The organism is Gemmiger sp. An50, from assembly GCF_002161595.1.
In the GTDB taxonomy this organism is placed as follows: domain Bacteria; phylum Bacillota; class Clostridia; order Oscillospirales; family Ruminococcaceae; genus Allofournierella.
On record NZ_NFID01000003.1, the window covers coordinates 231,107 to 248,357 of the forward strand.

At 62.7% G+C, this 17,251-nt stretch carries 16 protein-coding genes and 1 tRNA gene; 9 read left to right on the forward strand and 8 right to left on the reverse strand.

Translation table 11 applies throughout. The features are described from left to right. Positions 1-1,374 carry a CapA family protein gene (locus tag B5G03_RS04775; RefSeq protein ID WP_162613332.1) on the reverse strand — a complete coding sequence of 458 codons (1,374 nt, stop codon included), beginning with the start codon at positions 1,372-1,374 and terminating at the stop codon, positions 1-3. Positions 1,375-1,520: 146 nt separating this feature from the next. Between B5G03_RS04775 and B5G03_RS04780 the strand changes: the two genes are divergently transcribed. The 7 genes from B5G03_RS04780 (at position 1,521) to B5G03_RS04810 (ending at position 8,144) form a co-directional block, all read left to right on the forward strand. Continuing rightward, positions 1,521-1,594, forward strand: a tRNA-Gly gene (locus B5G03_RS04780). Positions 1,595-1,982: 388 nt separating this feature from the next. Next, positions 1,983-2,825 (forward strand): PHP domain-containing protein, encoded by an 843-nt coding sequence (locus tag B5G03_RS04785; protein ID WP_087180616.1) that lies wholly within the window; start codon positions 1,983-1,985, stop codon positions 2,823-2,825. A 161-nt stretch (positions 2,826-2,986) separates the two neighbouring features. Further along, entirely contained in the window at positions 2,987-3,247 is a 261-nt protein-coding gene (locus B5G03_RS04790; RefSeq protein WP_058966503.1) for a TIGR03905 family TSCPD domain-containing protein, read from the forward strand. 159 nt (positions 3,248-3,406) lie between these two features. Further along, positions 3,407-4,024 carry a TetR/AcrR family transcriptional regulator gene (locus B5G03_RS04795; protein ID WP_162613333.1) on the forward strand — a complete coding sequence of 206 codons (618 nt, stop codon included), beginning with the start codon at positions 3,407-3,409 and terminating at the stop codon, positions 4,022-4,024. Next, positions 4,021-4,917, forward strand: coding sequence for an ABC transporter ATP-binding protein (locus tag B5G03_RS04800; protein WP_087180618.1), 897 nt, complete (start codon positions 4,021-4,023; stop codon positions 4,915-4,917). Before B5G03_RS04795 ends, B5G03_RS04800 begins: the two co-directional genes overlap by 4 nt. Further along, a complete protein-coding gene (locus B5G03_RS04805) occupies positions 4,914-5,705 on the forward strand; it encodes an ABC transporter permease subunit (protein WP_087180619.1) in 792 nt (263 codons plus the stop codon). Before B5G03_RS04800 ends, B5G03_RS04805 begins: the two co-directional genes overlap by 4 nt. 141 nt (positions 5,706-5,846) lie before the next feature. Then, positions 5,847-8,144: an ATP-dependent Clp protease ATP-binding subunit gene (locus B5G03_RS04810; RefSeq protein WP_242962290.1), complete on the forward strand. Its 2,298-nt coding sequence runs from the start codon at positions 5,847-5,849 to the stop codon at positions 8,142-8,144. A gap of 40 nt (positions 8,145-8,184) precedes the next feature. On the opposite strand, the gene B5G03_RS04815 is transcribed toward B5G03_RS04810, so the two are convergent. The 4 genes from B5G03_RS04815 to B5G03_RS04830 form a co-directional block, all read right to left on the reverse strand. Beyond that, positions 8,185-8,940, reverse strand: a complete 756-nt coding sequence (locus B5G03_RS04815) for a GntR family transcriptional regulator (RefSeq protein ID WP_087180621.1) — start codon at positions 8,938-8,940, stop codon at positions 8,185-8,187. 155 nt (positions 8,941-9,095) lie between these two features. After that, a complete protein-coding gene (locus B5G03_RS04820; RefSeq protein WP_087180622.1) occupies positions 9,096-10,448 on the reverse strand; it encodes an MATE family efflux transporter in 1,353 nt (450 codons plus the stop codon). A 111-nt stretch (positions 10,449-10,559) separates the two neighbouring features. Beyond that, positions 10,560-11,534 (reverse strand): ATP-binding protein, encoded by a 975-nt coding sequence (locus tag B5G03_RS04825; RefSeq protein ID WP_087180623.1) that lies wholly within the window; start codon positions 11,532-11,534, stop codon positions 10,560-10,562. Between the two features lie 3 nt (positions 11,535-11,537). Further along, entirely contained in the window at positions 11,538-12,446 is a 909-nt protein-coding gene (locus B5G03_RS04830; protein ID WP_087180624.1) for a DnaD domain-containing protein, read from the reverse strand. A gap of 245 nt (positions 12,447-12,691) precedes the next feature. Here B5G03_RS04830 and B5G03_RS04835 point away from each other — a divergent pair, with 245 nt between their 5' ends. Then, positions 12,692-13,543 (forward strand): DegV family protein, encoded by an 852-nt coding sequence (locus B5G03_RS04835; RefSeq protein WP_087180625.1) that lies wholly within the window; start codon positions 12,692-12,694, stop codon positions 13,541-13,543. 78 nt (positions 13,544-13,621) lie between these two features. Here B5G03_RS04835 and sigG read toward each other — a convergent pair whose 3' ends face one another. Further along, positions 13,622-14,398 (reverse strand): RNA polymerase sporulation sigma factor SigG, encoded by a 777-nt coding sequence (gene sigG / locus B5G03_RS04840; protein ID WP_087180626.1) that lies wholly within the window; start codon positions 14,396-14,398, stop codon positions 13,622-13,624. Positions 14,399-14,905: 507 nt separating this feature from the next. Here sigG and B5G03_RS04845 point away from each other — a divergent pair. Then, positions 14,906-15,418 (forward strand): hypothetical protein, encoded by a 513-nt coding sequence (locus tag B5G03_RS04845; RefSeq protein WP_087180627.1) that lies wholly within the window; start codon positions 14,906-14,908, stop codon positions 15,416-15,418. A gap of 46 nt (positions 15,419-15,464) precedes the next feature. On the opposite strand, the gene sigE is transcribed toward B5G03_RS04845, so the two are convergent. Both sigE and B5G03_RS04855 read right to left on the reverse strand, forming a co-directional pair. After that, positions 15,465-16,175, reverse strand: coding sequence for an RNA polymerase sporulation sigma factor SigE (gene sigE / locus B5G03_RS04850; RefSeq protein ID WP_087180628.1), 711 nt, complete (start codon positions 16,173-16,175; stop codon positions 15,465-15,467). Further along, positions 16,172-17,101, reverse strand: coding sequence for a sigma-E processing peptidase SpoIIGA (locus B5G03_RS04855; protein ID WP_162613334.1), 930 nt, complete (start codon positions 17,099-17,101; stop codon positions 16,172-16,174). The genes sigE and B5G03_RS04855 overlap by 4 nt, the downstream gene beginning before the upstream one ends. Between the last annotated feature and the right edge of the window lie 150 nt (positions 17,102-17,251).

Here is a 17,251-nt window from a genome sequence, read left to right on the forward strand (position 1 = left end):
TTAAAGTGTTTCCCTGCAAAGGATGCCGTTTTCATCAAAATAGCCGCTTTCCATCACGGTGTTCAGGCTGTCCAGCACCCGCTGCTTGTCCGCATCCTCCTCCAGCAGGCTTACCCTGCCGCCGGTCTGGATGCAGGGCAGCAGCTGCACCGTGGCCCCCGCCGCGCCGGGCTCGGTCACCGTTACCTTTAACAGGGCCGAGTCCAGCGTCTCCATATTGAACCAGAAGTTGCCCAGGCTGTAAAGTACCGGAGTATCCTGCCGCCAGCCCGCGCCCTGCAGGATGTGAGGGTGCGCCCCCACGATCAGATCCGCCCCGGCGTCGGTGAAGCGGGTGGCCAGATCGGTCTGGGCCTGCTCCAGCACGGTGGAGCCCTCGGTGCCCCAGTGGACGTACACCACCAGATAATCGCACTGCTCGCTGGCCGCCCGGATGGCCTGTACCGCCAGCTCCGGGTCGTAGCAGCGCAGCACGCCGGGGCTGTCCTGCCCAGCCTCCGGGGTGAGGATGTACTTTTCCGCCCGGGTGCAGGCGATGTAGCCGATTTTCATGCCGCCTGCCAGAAAGAACTGGGGCTGCATGGCTTCCTCCAGGTTCTTGCCCGCGCCCACATAAGGGATGTCCGCGCTTTGCAGGGTGGAGAGCGTGTCCAGAAAGGCATCCTCGCCGTAGTCAAAGCAATGGTTGTTGGCAAGGCCCACAATGTCCGCCCCCAGCTCCTGCCACATGCTCACGTTGGCGGTTTTGGCGCGGAAGGTAAACTGCTTGCCGGGCATGGGGCTGCCCCGGTCGGAAAAGGAGAATTCATTGTTGCACAAAAGCACGTCCGCCGCGCGCATCTCGGCCAGCAGGCTTTCGCCGAAGCAGTCCGCAATGCCCGCGGCCTGTGCATAGTGAAGCATGTTGTACCAGTCGTCGGCAAAGTTCACATCGCCGGTGAAAGCCAGCACCGCCGGGCCGTCCGTCGCGCCGGTGTCGTGCACATTTTCCGCCATGGGCTGAGTGTAGAGCGCCTGATAATACAGGTAACTCTTGCCGCTCACCTGCCAGAACAGGTCCTGGCTGTAGCCCCCGGTTTCGGCGGCGCCGGTCAAAGCGTCGCAGATGCCTGGGGACTGCTCCTCACAAAATTGCAGAAAACCGGCGGTCAGCTCCTCCGGCGCACCGGCAGCGCGCAGAGCGGTCAGGGCGTCAGTGGCCTTCTGCTGAGGGTCCGGGGTAGCGATGGGGACAGACGAAACAGAAACGGTGCTTTGGGGCGGCTGTACCACCCGAACGCCGGTATTCATTAAGTAATAAGGTACGCCCCAGCTGAGCACAAGTAGCGCGGCAGCACACAGGAGCACAGCCAGAACGCGGGCAGGGGTTTTCATGGATTCAGCCCTCCTTGTATGGGTTGTAGATGGTGTTTTTAGTATACGTGTTTTCGGTCTGCCCGGCAAGCTTCGACCGAAAAACCGATTGACTTTTGCAAGGGTATGCTGTATACTGAATCTTGTTCCATAAAAGAAAATCATGTGCAGATGTAGTTTAGTGGTAGAACTCCAGCTTCCCAAGCTGGCTGTGTGGGTTCGATTCCCATCATCTGCTCCACGTCGGAATGGACTGCGCTCCATTCAAAAAGCCCGGCCGCTTGGCCGGGCTTTTCTCATACCGCTCCGTCATTCCTCCTTTTCCCCACAAAATTTTGCTGCACAAACTTTTGTGGGGGCCCCGCCCTACGGGCCGAGAAGGATTTTTCCTTATTCACTGTTCACTTTTCACTAATTTGTGTACAAGCCCCAGTCAAACGACCGGGGCTTTCTTTCGCTTTGCGCACCTTGCAATTTTTTCACTGTTCCATAACCCCCAAGAAGGCTTTGCGCGGCGCAAAAAGTGTGCTATAATAAAAGGAAATTGCAAAATAATACTTTTTTCACGGCCACGGCTCGCTTCGGCGCGGCCCGGCCGGTTTGACGATCTGCCAAAGGAGGGAGCTGCCATGCCCGGCGATCTGCACACTCATACCACATTCTCCGACGGTTCGCTGAAGGCGGACTGGCTGCCCCGATTGGCCGCCCGCGCGGGGCTGAGTCATCTGGCCATTTCGGACCATGACTCCATGCATTCGGTGCGCTACGGCTATGCCAACCGCCTGCGGGAGAACGTGCGGCTGATTCCCGCCACCGAGCTCACCGCCTTTGACTTTGAGCGGGGGCGGCGGGTGCACATCTTGTGCTACTGGCCGGACGAGACCTGCCCGGACCTGATCGCCCACTGCCAGCTGATGGCGGACCGGCGCAACGCTGTTTGCCGCCAGAGCGGCCGGGAGCTGGAAGAAATCTATCCCCAGTTCCGGCTGGAGGATGCCCTGGCCCTGGCGCAGGACGGCGGCGTGCTGTATAAATCCACCCTTATGCAGGTGCTGTGCGACTATGGCCTGGCGGACGGCATTTACAAAGAAACCTACAAGCCCCTCTTCGGTAAGGGCGGCAAGGTGCTGCACGACCCGGATTACCAGACCGTGGACCAGGTGCTGGACGTGATCCATAAGGCCCGGGGCGTGGCGGTTTTTGCCCACCCCAGCGTCTACAAAAGCATGGAGCTGGTCACCGAATTGGCGCTGGCGGGCCGTATTGACGGCATTGAGATCGAGCATCCCCGCAACACCCCGGAGGACAAGCAGGTCCTTTATCAGCTGGCGGCCCAGTGTGACCTTCTGGTCACCGGCGGCAGCGACTTCCACGGCCGCAATACCGGCAGTCCCCGGGCACTGGGTATGTGCCGCACCGGCGACGATGCTTTGGCGCGGCTGGAACAGCTGGCCCAGACCCGAAAGGGCTGAACCACCGGCGGCGCGCATGAAACAGGGCGGCGCTGCCCATCATCAAGCCAGACCCGGCGGACTGCATCTGCGGCTCTTTGCCGGTTGGAACGGGCGGGGAGAGACTCTTTCTGCCCGGCTCATAAAAAAACAGTTACCTGAAATAAAAGGAGAAACCCAACATGACCCATACCTACCAGAACCGTGGCGTGTGCTCCCGCAGCACCACTGTGACCCTGAGCGAGAACGGCATCATCCAGGAAGTGAGCGTTGTAGGCGGCTGCAACGGCAACCTGAAGGGCATCTGCCAGCTGCTGCAGGGTATGCCCGCTGCTGAGGCCATCCGCCGCATGGAGGGCACCACCTGCGGTCCCCGCGCCACCTCCTGCCCGGATCAGATCGCCAAGGCCCTGAAGGCCGCTCTGCAGGAAGAGGGCCTGTAATCCAGGAATCTTTTGTAAAAAAACCGCTTTTCCCCAGAAAGGGAAAGGCGGCTTTTTTTGTGTGGTGGGGGTCTTGTAAAATTGGGTCAATGGGGTACAATGGACCCAGAAACCCTGACCGGCGAGTCAAGGCAAAACAGGAGGAAAGGGGATGGCAGGATGGACCGGCTTCGTCAGCTGCCCAAGGAGAAGCGCAAGGCGGTGATGCACGCCGCCATGGAGGTGTTCGCCCAGAGCGATTACAAGCGGGCCAGCACCGAGGAGATCGCCCGCAAGGCGGGTATTTCCAAGGGGCTGTTGTTCTACTATTTTAAAAACAAGCAGACGCTCTATCTGTATCTGGCCCGGTATCTGCAAAGCTTCATCGAGCAGAACATGAAGATGGAGCAGCTGGCGGGCATCACCGACTTTTTCGATCTGCTGGACTACGGCATGGACGAAAAGCTGGCCATTCTGCGCAAGCTTCCCTGGGCGCTGGAATTCTCGGTGCGGATGTACTACACCGCCGAGCGGGAAATCGGCCCGGTGCTGCAGAAGTATCAGGTGCGGGTGCTGGAAGAGCTGTGGGACCGGTATTTCACCGAGGTCGATCTGGAAAAATTCCGCCCCGGAGTGCAGCCGCGGCAGGTGCTGGACATGCTGGTCTATCTGACCGACGGTTACATCCACCGCCGCCGCATGGAGCAAAAGCCCCTGGAGCTGGAAGAGCTGGTGAGAGAATACATGGTGTGGCGGGGCATCTTGCGCAGCTACGCCTATAAGGAGGAGCATCAATGAGCGAAACGGCGATTGAGGTCAGCGGCCTGACCAAGGATTACGGCGGCGGCCGGGGCGTGTTCGGGCTGAGCTTTACGGTGCAGCCGGGCGAGGCTTTCGGCATTCTGGGTCCCAACGGCGCAGGCAAGACCACCACCATCCGCCAGCTGATGGGCTTTGTGCGTCCCGGGGCGGGCAGCGCGCGCATCTTCGGACAGGATTGCTTTGCCGGTGCGGCCCGGGTGCAAAGCCAGGTGGGCTACCTGCCCGGCGAGCTGGCCCTGATGGACGATATGACCGGCGAGGCCTTCATTCGGCTGATGGCCGGGCTGCGGGGCCAGAAGGACCTGAGCTACGCCTGGCAGCTGTGCCAGCGGTTCGGACTGGACGCGGGGCAGAAGATCCGCAAGATGTCCAAGGGCACCAAGCAGAAGGTGGGTCTGGTGTGTGCGCTGATGCACCGCCCCCGGCTGCTGATTCTGGACGAACCCACCAGTGGCCTGGACCCGCTGATGCAGAACCAGCTGTGGGAGATTTTGCTGGCGGAAAAGCAGCGGGGTGTGACGATTTTGCTCTCCAGCCACATCTTTGAAGAGGTGGAGCGGCTGTGCGACCGGGCGGCGCTGCTGCGCGGCGGGCGCATCGCGGCGGTGGAGCAGCTGGGCGAGCTGCGGGCCAAGGCCAGCCGGGTGTATCAGCTGAGGTTTGCGGGCGAGAAAGAGGCGGCAGCCTTTGCGGCAGCCTGGCCCGGCGCGGTGGCAAAAGGCGAGTGGGTGCAGCTGCAGCTGAGCCGGGGCGAGCCGGTGGCACGGCTGCTGGCGATGGCGGCCCAGAGCGGCGTGCAGGACCTGAAAACCCGGCAGGAGTCGCTGGAAGACATGTTTTTGCGGATGTATGGGGGGCGGAACGAATGAGCGGAGCATTGCTGAAAAAGGAGCTACGGGCCAACGGCCCGCTGGCGGCGATCTTTCTGGGGGTGGTCACCCTGTACGGGTCCATGATTACCAGCATGTTCGACCCGAAGCTGGGCGACAGCCTGAACATTATGATGGAGAGCATGCCGGAGCTGTTCGCAGCCTTCGGTATGAGCAATCCGGGGGCCAGCCTGACCCAGTTTCTGGCCAACTATCTTTATGGCTTTCTGCTCATTGCCCTGCCGCTGGTGATGATTCTGCTTCTGGTGCAGCGGCTGCTGGTGCGGTACACCGACCGGGGCGCCATGGCCTGGCTGCTGGCCAGCCCCACGCCCCGCTGGAAGCTGGCTCTCACCCAGGCCTTTGTGCTGGTGGCAGCGGTGGTGTTGCTGGTGGCCTACATGACCGGCCTGTGCGGGATTCTGGCGGAGGTGCTGTTCCCCGGCGAGCTGGAGTTTGACCGTTTTGCGCTGGTGAATCTGGGCAATCTGGGGCTTTTGCTCTTCTTCGCGGGGCTGTGCTTCTGCTCGGCCTGTCTGTTCCAGAGCAGTGGTCCGGCCCTGTGGGTGGGCGGAGGTCTGAGCGTGGCCTTCGTGCTGCTGGATATGCTGGCCGGTGTGGGCGAGCAGGCGGAGTTTGTGCGCTGGTTCACTCCGGTGACGTTGTACGACCCGGTGGCGCTGGCAAACGGCGAAAATGTTCTGCCGCTGGCGGGGCTGTATCTGGGTGCAGTCATTCTCTTTGCTGCCGGTGTGGTGGTATTCACCCGGCGGGACATCTGCGTGTGATCTTCTTTTTATAAAGGAAAAGCCCGCTTTCTGGTATACAAATGCTGGGAGGCGGGCTTTTTTGCGCTCTTTCGGTTTAAACTCAGCCTCTGCCGGGCCATACTTTTGCCGGAACCAACAAACGAAGGGAGAACGATGGCAATGAGCTACCGGTTCAAAGGCTTTTCCCGCAGCGCGGCGAAGATGCTGAATCTGGCCCTGTCGTTGGCAGGGCAGCGGGGGCAGCGGCAGGTGAGCACCGGACACATCCTGCTGGCGATCCTGACCCAGGGGGGCAGCCCGGCGGCGAATCTGCTGGAGGCCCGGGGGGTGACCCAGATCAAAATCCTGGGTAAGGTGGAGCAGCAGCCGGGCGGCGCGGCCTGCCGGCCTGGCCCCAAGGATATGATGGCGGAAAGCTGCAAGGCGCTGGATTTCGCGGTGCTGGGGGCCCACGCCGCCCGCATGAAGGAGGCCCAGTGCGAGCATGTACTCTGCGCCATGCTGGAGGACCCGGCCTGCACCGCCAGCCGCTGGCTGGCTGAGCTGGGGGTGGATGTGAGCGCCGCCGCCAAGGAGTGCCGTCAGCTTTCCGGCCAGCTGGTGCTGCCGCTGCAGCCCAAATTCAGTGCACCGCCCCCCAGCCGGGGCAGCCGTGCCAGCGACAAATACGGCAAGGACCTGACCCGCATTGCGGCGGAGGGGGGGCTGGACCCGGTGTTCTGCCGGGAGAGTGAGCTGGAACGGATGATCGAGATTTTGTGCCGCCGCCAGAAGAATAACCCCTGCCTGGTGGGCGAACCGGGGGTGGGCAAAACCGCCCTGGCCGAGGCTCTGGCCCAGCGCATCGCAGCGGGCCGGGTGCCGGGCAGCCTGCAGGGCCGCCGCCTGCTCTGCCTGGATATGGCCAGTCTGGTGGCGGGCACCAAATACCGGGGCGATTTTGAGGAGCGGCTGAAAAACCTGCTGGAGGAGATCTGCCGGGAGGGCAACACCATCCTGTTTGTGGACGAGCTACACACCGTGGTGGGCGCGGGCGCGGCGGAGGGGGCCATCGACGCGGCCAATATCCTAAAGCCGCTGCTGGCCCGCGGCGAGCTGCGCATGATCGGCGCCACCACTCAGCAGGAATACCGCCGCTGCATGCAGAAGGACCCGGCGCTGGAACGGCGGTTCGGCCGGGTGCTGGTGGAGGAGCCGGACCCTCAGCAGGCGGTGCGGATTCTGCAGGGGCTGGCCCCCCGTTACGAGCGGTTTCATCAGGTCACGCTGCCCCCGCGCACGCTGGAGGCGGCGGTGGAGCTGTCGGTGCGGTACCTGCCGGGGCGTTTCCTGCCGGACAAGGCCATCGACCTGATCGACGAGGCCGCCGCTGCGCTGCACATCCAAAGTCAGGACCAGCCGGGCACGCCCACCCTGGAGCCGGAACAGCTGGCAGAGGTGGTGGCCCGGGCCAGCGGAGTGCCCGCCCAGCGCATCACCGAACACCAGCGCCGCAAGCTGGACCTGCTGGAGCATCGTCTGGCCGAGGCGGTGGTGGGCCAGCCCCAGGCGGTGGCTGCGGTGGCGGGAGCAATCCGCCGGGCCTGCACCGGCCTGCGGGACACCGCCCGCCCCATGGGGGCCTTCCTGTTTCTGGGGCCCACCGGCGTGGGGAAGACCCATCTTGCCCGAGCTCTGGCCAGCCAGTGGTTTGGCAGCGAAAAAGCGCTGCTCCGCTTTGACATGAGCGAGTATATGGAGGCTCACGCCGCCGCCAAGCTGATCGGCGCGCCTCCGGGCTATGTGGGCCACGGCGAGGGCGGCCAGCTTACCGAGGCGGTGCGCCGCCGTCCCTACAGCGTGGTGCTGTTTGACGAGATCGAAAAGGCCCACCCGGACGTGCAGAACCTGCTGTTGCAGATTCTGGAGGAGGGCCAGCTCACCGACAGCGAGGGCCGCAAGACCGGTTTTTCCCACTGCATCGTGCTGCTCACCAGCAACCTGGGCGCACGGCATCTGTGCGGCCAGTCGGAGGCGCTGGGCTTCGCGGCCGGGCAGGCGGCCCAGCTGGCCCGCCGCAAGGAGTTGGCGCTGGAGGAAGCCAAGCGGTTTTTCCGGCCGGAGCTGCTGGGCCGTCTGGACGAAGCGGTGGTCTTTTCGCCGCTGGAGGGTCCGGCACTGGAGCAAATTACAGAGCAATTATTGGATGAGCTGGAACAGCGGGCAGGACGAAGCGGTTACCAGCTGCGCCACACCCATGAGCTGACGCGGGAGCTGGCCCGGCGGGGCAAAAGTGCCTACGGTGCCCGGGAGCTGCGCCGCCAGGTAAGCCGGGCGGTGGAGCAGGCGTTGGCAGACAGCATCGCCAGCGGCCAGGCCCAGCCGGGTCAGAGCTTCACCGCCTGTTTGCAGCAGGGACAGGTGTGTCTTTTGCCGGGGCAGCCGGAGGCAGGTGCGCCCCAGCCGGTGCAGGTATAACAAAAAAGGCAGGTCAAAACGACCTGCCTTTTTTGCAATTTTATACCTTCTTGCGCAGCAGCGAGAAGGAGAAGAAATTGGTGTAGTAGGAAAGGGAGTACATCACCGGCCGTGTCAGCTTGGAGAAGCTGATCTCATCCATCAGCAGCAGAGCCTCGTGGTCCGGAACCTCCAGCGTTTTGCGGATGGCCGCATCGCCCAGCACGGCACTGGTGTGGGTGACGGTACTGGTAACCGAAACGCCGCATACCTCTTCCAGAATATCGAAGATGGGACGGGCAAAATCCTGCCGCTGGGCGCTCTCGTGGTCCAGCAGCTTGGCGGGCAGATAGTCCACCGAGTAGATCACCGGCATTTCTCCTGCCAGCACCCGCTTGCGTACCATCAGCACCGGGTCGCCCACTTCCAGCTCCAGCTGATGGGCCAGGTGGCTGTCTGCGGTGAGCTGCTGCACCGAGATGCTGTCCGCATGGGGAACATAACCGGCGGCACGGATCATGGTGCTGTATTCGAATTTCTGGTCCAGGCGGTTGTCCAGCGCCACGATGCGCCGGTTCACCACGGTGCCGATGCCTCGTACCCGTTCCACGTAGCCTTCCCGTTCCAGCTCGGCCAGCGCGTCCCGGATCACGGTGCGGCTGACCCCCAGGCGGGCCGCAAGCTCCACCTCAGCGGGCAGCCGCTCACAGCTTTCATAGGGGCCGGTGCGCATCTCGCGCAGCAGCTGGGACGCGATCTGCTGGCTGATCACCGCGCCGCCCAGCGGCCCCGCTTCACCGGTTTTTGCTTTTGCCATATCCAATTGCCTCCTGCACACAAATAAATCATACTTTAAAAAAAGTATAGCACAGCCCGGGCCATTTGCGCAACAAAAAAGCCCGAAACGGCTCCAAACAGGAACCGCTTCGGGCAAGGGCCGCACGGCGTGGGAATCCAGCGCCGGAAACGTGCTCAAACGCCGCCCAGATGCTTGATTTTCTTGTTGTAGCTGCGCCGGAACAAGGTGAGCGCAAAGCAGAGGGAAACCATTTCTGCAATCAGGAAAGAGTACCACACCAGGTCCACATTGCCGGAAAGCGACAGCAGCCAGGCGATGGGCAACAGCAGCACCAGCTGGCGGAACACGCTCATCAAAAGGCTGTGCATTCCTTCGCCCAGAGCCTGGAACAGGCTGCTCAGCACGATGGCGATGCCCGCGAACACGAAGCTCAGCGAGATGATGCGCAGGGCGGGCTCGCCGGTGCGGGCCAGGGCGCTGCCGTCGTTGAACAGGGCCAGCAGCTGGCCGGGGAACAGCTGGAACAGCGCGGTGCCGAAAATCATGATCACTGAGATGGAGATCATGGCGATTTTGGTGCAGGCCAGGATGCGCTGCTTTTTGGCTGCGCCGTAGTTGTAGCCCACAATGGGCACCAGAGCGCTGGTGAGGCCGAAGCCGGGCATGAATACGAAGTTCTGCAGCTTGAAGTAGATGCCCAGCACCGAAACGGCAGTCTCGGAGAAACCGGCCAGAATGAAGTTCATGCCGAAGGTCATCACGCTGGAGATACTCTGCATGATGATGCTGGGCAGGCCCACCGAATAGATGCTCTTCACGGTGGGTAGATCAAAGCGCAGGGCGCTGATGCGCAGCTTGACCTCGTTGTTGTGGCGCAGGTTCAGCACCAGTGCCACCCCGCAGCCGATCCACTGACCGATCACGGTGGCCGCGGCCGCGCCCGCCACGCCCATTTTGGGCATGCCGAACATACCGAAGATCAGGATAGGGTCCAGAATGATGTTGATTACGGCGCCGGTGAGCTGGCTGGCCATCTGGTAAACGGTCTTGCCGGTCACTTGGATCAGCCGCTCCAGGCAGATCTGCAAAAACATGCCCAGGCTGAACACCAGGCAGATGCGCAGATAGGCCGCGCCGCCCCCGGCAACCTCCGGGTTCTGGGTAAAGAAGCTGAAAAACAGCTCGGAGAAGAACAGGCCGAACACCGCGAATACCGCCCAGCTGGCCGCCATGAGCAAAAGGCCGTTGTGGGCTACTTTGTCGGCAGCCTTGCGGTCACCTTCGCCCAGGCGGCGGCTAAGCAGAGCGTTCACGCCGATGCTGGTACCCACCGATACCGCGATGGTGAGCATCTGCACCGGATAGGCGAAGCTCACGGCGGTGAGTGCCGCGTCACTGAGACGGGCCACAAAGATGCTGTCCACCACGTTATACAGCGCCTGCACCAGCATGCTGATCATGATGGGGAAGGCCATGCCCAGCAAAAGCGGAGTCATCGGCTTGGTTCCCATGATGTTTTCCTTCATTTACACAATCCTCCATTTTTCCACAGTCAGCGCCCCACAGCGGGGCAAAATAAAGGAAACGGGTCGGAACGACTCGTTTCCTTTGTTGGCGTTTGTCGGGCGGGGCAGAAATCACATCCGGCTTTTCAGACCCCGGATGTCCTGCCCCAGAAAGAGTACCGGCTCGCAGCTGCCGCCCAGGCGGCTGGCGATCTTTTCGGTATAGCGGACCTCAAAGGCCTTGCCGTCCACAATGTTGGTGGTGTAGATGGTGGGCCGGTTTTCCAAAATGCGGGTGTTCAGAATGTTGTAAAAGCAGCTGGCCATGTAGGGGTTCACATACTCGGTGCCCAGATCGTCCAGAATGAGCAGGTCCGCCTCCATCACTGCCTCCAGCAGGGGACAGCTGTCTGCAAAACGCTCCCGCTCCAGCTGGCTGAACAGGTTCTGGGCACAGATGTACACCACGTTGAAGCCCTTTTCCAGCACCGTCTTGGCAATGGCCAGGGCGGCGTGGGTCTTGCCCAGGCCCGCGTTGCCGTAAATCAGCAGATTGGCATTCTTCATATCGAATTCCCGGGCGTAGGCCTGCAGGTAAGCCAGATTATCCCGCATCAGCGCGCGGATATTCTCGCCGGTGGCCGGGTCGATGGCGTCCGGATAGAGCGAAAGGTCCATGCTCTCGAAGCTGCACAGACTCAGCGGGGTCTCCTCGCTGATCTCCTTCCAGCGCAGCTGCCTTGCCAGCTTGCCCACGCAGGGGCACAGGCGGCCATTCACCATGCCGGTGTCCTGGCAGTCCGGGCAGGTGTAGCGGGGCTCCAGACTTTGGGGGCCGTAGCCGTTTTGGGCCAGCAGCTGCCGGAGCTCCTCCTGGGTCTGGCGGCGCTGCTCGGCCACCGCCTGGCGCTCGGCCTGGGGCGCGCCCTTGGCGGCCAGCTCCATGGTGCGCAGCCCTAATGACTGAACCTGGGCTTCCAGCTCGCCCAGCCGGGGCAGGGCGGCCAGCGCACGGGCCCGGCGCTCCTGGGCCTGGGTTACCGCCCGTTGGCGGCGGCTGGCCACCTGGCGCAGGGCCGCCCGGTAAAGTTCGTTTTTGGTGCGCATGGCTTATTCCTCCTGTTTCAGGCGCAGCGGGCGGCGTGCGGGCCGCTGCAGGATGTCGTTGCCGCTGGGAGCCTGCCGGTCCACCCGCACATTCGCGCCGGTCAGCGAGCCGCCGCCCCGGGCGTCTGCGGGGGTGCGCCAGCCCTTGGCGTACCAGCTTTTCAGAATGCCGTTGATGTACTTGGGGTCCTTGCTGCCGTTGCCGTGCAACACTGCCTCCTCCACCATGGCATCCGAGTAACCGAACTCCTCATACCAGCGGCGGATGCACCGCTTGTCCGCCAGGGTGAGCGCGCCCACAGGCATGCCCAGAATGGCGGCGGCCTTTTCCTCCCGCTGGCCGCGTTCCTTCAAGCGCTGCAGGTAGACCTCGGCCTCCTGGCCGGTGGTCACACCCTCCTGGGCCCAGCGGTCCAGTTCCCGTTCCAGCTGGGTCACCGAATGGCGGCCCTGGCTGGAAATATGCGCCGCGCACAGCAAAATCAGATCCACCGGGATGCTCTCGTTCACATACAGCGAGACCAGCCGCTGGATGTCCTTCTGGCCCAGGCTCTGGCCCAGATAGGCCTGAGCCTCGGTGGCCAGGGTGCTCACCATGGGGTCCCGCATGGCGGCCATACGCAGCTCCTCGGCGGTGAGGGGCGGCTGCTTGGCAGGTAGGGGAGCAGGGGACGCGGCGTCCCGTTCCAGCTCCAACAGACCTACTCCGTGCCAGAAATCCAGCGCCTTTTGGGCGGCCTGCACATTCTTCAGCGCCAGCGCGTGGGCGATGTCCTTGGGGTCGGTGCTGTGAGTGGCCAGAATGTAAAGCGCCACCCGCATGTGGTCGCCGGTGGCGCGGGTGAGGTTGGTGAAGATCAGCTGAGGCACAGCGATGGAATCGCCGGTCTGGCTGCGCAGGCGGTAGGTCATAGGGCAAGGGCTCCTTCTTCGTTCAAACAGGCATACAATGCAGCGCGGGCCCGGCGAAACCGCCGGCAGCCCATAAAATTACATCCTAAAGCATACCACAAAATATCCGGCCTGACCAGTGCCCCGCCGCAAAAAGCCGGACTCAATCCCGCCGCGAATTGACAAACCGGCCCGGGGCGTGTACCATTGGTTAAAAGAACAGCAAAACCAGCGCCCGCGCCAGGGCGGAGAGGCGGATTGAGAAGATGAAGATCGCAATTGTGACCGACACCAACAGCGGTATCTCGGAAAAGGAAGCCAAAAAGCTGGGAGTATACTGCCTGCCCATGCCCTTCTCGGTGGATGGGCGGTGGATGCTGGAGGGCGTGGACCTGACGGCGGAGGAGTTTTACCGGCGGCAGGCGGCCGGGGCCAACATCACCAGCAGCCAGCCCAGCCCGGAGACCGTGACCAATTTGTGGGATAAGCTTCTGACCGAGTATGAGGCGGTGGTTCACATCCCCATGAGCAGCGGTCTGAGCGGGACCACCGCCACCGCGCTGGCTCTGGCGGCGGAATATGGCGGCCGGGTCCAGGTGGTGGACAACAAGCGCATTTCGCTGCCCCAGCGCCAGTCGGTGCTGGACGCACAGGTGCTGGCAAAGCGGGGGCTGACCGCTGTACAGATCAAGCAGAACCTGGAGGAGAACGCCCTGAAGGCCAGCGTATATCTAACCGTGGATACCCTGAAATACCTGAAAAAGGGCGGCCGGGTCACCCCGGCGGCAGCGGCTATCGGCACCGTGCTGAACATCAAGCCCCTTTTGCAGATTCAGGGCGGCGGCATTGACGCTTACGGTAAGGTGCGGGGCCTGGCCCAGGCCCAGGACAAGCTGCTGGATGCCATCTGTGCGGACCTGACCGGCCGCTTTGAAGGGATGCCCATGCACATCGGCGTGGCCTATTCCGGTTCGCCGGAGGTGGGCAAAAAGTGGCAGAAGTATGTGCAGGAACGCTTCCCCCGCTGCAAGGTGCAGTGCAGCGCGCTGGGCCTGAGCATCGCCTGTCACACCGGCCCGGGTGCGCTGGGCGTGGGCTGCTATTATTATGAAGAGTGACCGATGAACGGCAAAAAAGGGTGTGCCCCTCCGGAATGAGGGGCACACCCTTTTTGATTGCTTCGCCTGCCGGGCTGCTCACAGCTGGTCCCGGATGCGGCCCAGGGCGTTTTTCTCCAAACGGCTCACCTGGGCCTGGCTGATGCCGATCTCCCGGGCCACCTCCATCTGGGTCTTGCCCGACAGATAGCGCAGGGCCATGATCTTTTTCTCTCGCTCGCTGAGCTGATGCACCGTGTCCTTAAAGAGGATCTCGCTGATCCAGCTGTCCTCACCGTCGGTTTCGCCCACCTGATCCATCACATACATGGCGTCGCCCGCGTCGTTGTACACCGGCTCGTACAGGCTCACCGGCTCCACCACGCTCTCCAGCGCCAGAGTCACCGCCCGCTCCGGCATGTCCAGCCGGGCGGCGATCTCCTTTGCTTTGGGCTCCCGGCCCAGCTCCTTCTGCAGCTGCTCCCGGGCCTGCATGGCCCGGGAGGCGGTGTCCCGCATGGAGCGGCTCACCCGCAAGGGGTTGTTGTCCCGCAGAAAGCGGCGGATCTCGCCCACGATCATGGGCACGCCGTAGGTGGAAAAACGCACATTTAGATTGGGGTCGAAGTTGTCGATGGCCTTGATCAGTCCGATGCAGCCCACCTGGAACAGGTCATCCATGCATTCGCCCCGGCCGGAAAAACGCTGCACCACGCTGAGCACCAGACGCAGGTTGCCCTGGATCATAGTTTGGCGGGCAGTGTCGTCGCCCTCGTGCGCGGCAAGCAGCAGCCGCTTTTTCTCCGCCTCGCTCAGCACCGGCAGGCGGGCGGTGTCCACGCCGCACAGCTCCACTTTGTTGTAATACAAACGCATTCACACTCCAAACAGGCAAGGGTGCCTGTTCAAAGTATGGCCGCGGCGGGGGCAGGGCAGTCAGGAACGGGGCTGGCAAAATCAGGGCCCGCAGCCGCAAAAAAGCAGGAATAAAGCCGGTGTGACATAAGAAAACGACGCCGGAAAAGGGCCGCTTTTGCGGGATTGCAGCGTCAAAGCCCCTTGACAACCACCAAGGGTGCCGGGGCGGCGCAAACCGCGAAGAACCCAGTGGGTTCTTCGACCGGCCAGGGCGGTCTGCGAAGCAGAGCGGGCGCATCATTGACGCGCCCGCAGCCCGTGCCCCAGGATTTTGGATGCAGAAAGTGCGAAAAGGGGCGGCGCAAGCCTTGGTGGCTTGCCCGCCCCTTTGAACATTTTGTGCGCCAAAATCCTACGGCAGAACCGTTGTTTTCTTATGCCACACCGGTTAAGGCAGCAAGATTCACACAAAATGACCGCCCGGCATACTGTGAACACAAACGATGCAAGGGAGTGGATGCGACGATGACCTCGGAACTTTGGCTGCTGTGCTGCATGGGAATAGTGCTCCTGCTCACGGCGGGGCTAGCCTTTTTGTGGGCGATCTTCTATGACCGCTGCGTCCGGGAGAAGCAGCAGCTGCAAACGCCGGATTTCACCGCAAAGGCGGGCTTCAAGGTGACGCAGCTGCCCGACACGCCTTATCTGCGGCTGGACCGGGTGTATCTGATGGGGCGGCGCGTGGGCCAGCTGGAATTCTTTATTCAGCCCAGCTGGACGGCGGTGCTGCGGGTGGCTCCGGAAGGAGAGGAGCTGCGTCTGTGGGAGCTGGGGCTGCCGGAGTACGACCAGCTCACGGTGCGGCCGGTGAGCGGCGTGCGCACCGAGCTGCGCCAGGCACCCGGCGGCAGTGCGCTGGCCTGCTGGCAGCGGGACGGTTTTTGCTATGGGCTGTATCTGCCCTCGGGGGAGATGGGGCTTGCGGGCAGCCTGCTGGAGCGCTTCGCGGCGGATTGCCGGTGCGCCGTCACTCGATAAAATGCAGGGCCGGGCAAGAATTTCTTGCCCGGCCCTGCATTGCCTTTCAGAGTGATTTTTCCAGTTCCCGGCGCAGCCGCAGGATGATCCGCTTTTCCAGCCGGGAGATATAGCTCTGCGAGATGCCGATGGCGTCCGCTACCTCTTTTTGTGTGCGCTCGATGCCATCGGTCAGACCAAAGCGCATCTGCATGATCTGCCGCTCCCGGGGGGCCAGCCGGGCCACCGCCTGACGCAGCATGTCTTTTTCCGCGTCCTGCTCCAGTTGGGCGCTGATCTGGTTCTGGTCACTGCCCAGCACATCCGAGAGAAGCAGTTCGTTGCCGTCGCCGTCGGTGTTCAGCGGCTCGTCGATACTGGCCTCCTGACGGCGGTTGCTGCTCTTGCGCAGATACATCAGAATCTCATTTTCAATGCACCGGCTGGCGTATGTGGCCAGCTTGATGTTCTTGGAGGGGGCAAAGGTGTTCACCGCCTTGATCAGCCCGATGGTACCGATGGAGATAATGTCCTCCACCGAAACGTTGCTGCCCTCGAACTTTTTGGCGATGTAGACCACCAGCCGCAGATTGTGGGTAATCAGGATGTCCCGGCAGCTCTGGCGGCCCTCCTCCAGCCCGGCAAAGACCAGCTTTTCCTCGGCGGGAGTCAGGGGCGGGGGCAGAGTCTCCGGTCCGTTGATGTAGTACACCGCGTCCGGCAGACAGAGCCAGCAAAGCAGAGCGTGCCAGGCGCGGGAAAGCCAATTGCATTTCATTCCACAGCGCTCCTTTCCCGCCCGGCTTGTGCAAAACGGCGCTGCACGGGCCGTGCGGTGTGATAAAATTCGGCGCCGAACAGCGCCTGTACCGAGCCGTCCGCCAGGGTCTGGTCGGTGAAAACCACCAGTACACGGTCTGCCTGCCGGACCTTGCCGGGGCCGGAAAGCCGGGCGGAAAAGCCGCCCACGGCGGGCAGAGTACGCATGCCGCTGGCGGTCTTGCAGGGGATCAGCCGAACGGGCGTGCCGGGCGGCGGTTCGGGGCAGGCTCCGGCAAAAAAGCCTGCCAGAAAGGCGGCGACAGCCTCCGGCAAAGCGCCGCGCAGGCTGGTGTAGCTGGCCAGCACCGGCGCCTGACCGCTCAGAGGGTCCCGCAGCAGAAAACCGGTGTCCAGCAGGGCGGCAAGCGGCGGACCATCCGCACCGTCCAGAGAAAGCCGGAGCTGCCAGCATTCGGTTTCCTTCGGCCCGCCGAAAACCAGCAGCACCAGCCGCAGGGTCAGATAGACCAGTACGGCGCATCCCACCAGCAGGCTGGGGGAGACCGCCCAATAGACCGCGAAGTTGTTGGTCTGCGCGCCCAGAGGAAGACCGCGGCTCAAAGCCAGCAGCACTGCTCCGGCCAGTCCCAGATTCAAAAGAAAGTACCACACGGTCTGGTGCGCAAAACCTCGCCAGCCCCGGAATGGGCAGGCCGTCCGGCATACGGCAGCGGCGCTGGCGGCCTGGTACAAAAGGCTCAGAGCAGCGGGCAGCGGCGGGGCAAGAAGAATCAGCGAGGACAAAGCGGCCATCACCGCCCCGGCGCAGGTGCGCCAAAAGCCCGGCGGCGCGCCGCACAAAAAGCCCACCGCACGCAGCAGAAGATAGGCCACCAGAAAATTTACCAGCAAAAGCACGTCCAGATAGATCACGGTCTTCACAGCTGTACTCCGCTCCTTTCGCCGGGCATGTTCGCCCGCTCTGGCTTCGATTGTAGCGCGGCGGCCCGGAGAAAGCTGTCAAAAAAATAATGCGCCGCGCACATCTCCCGGAAAGGGAAAGCGCGCGGCGCATAGGTTGTTTTATGGAAG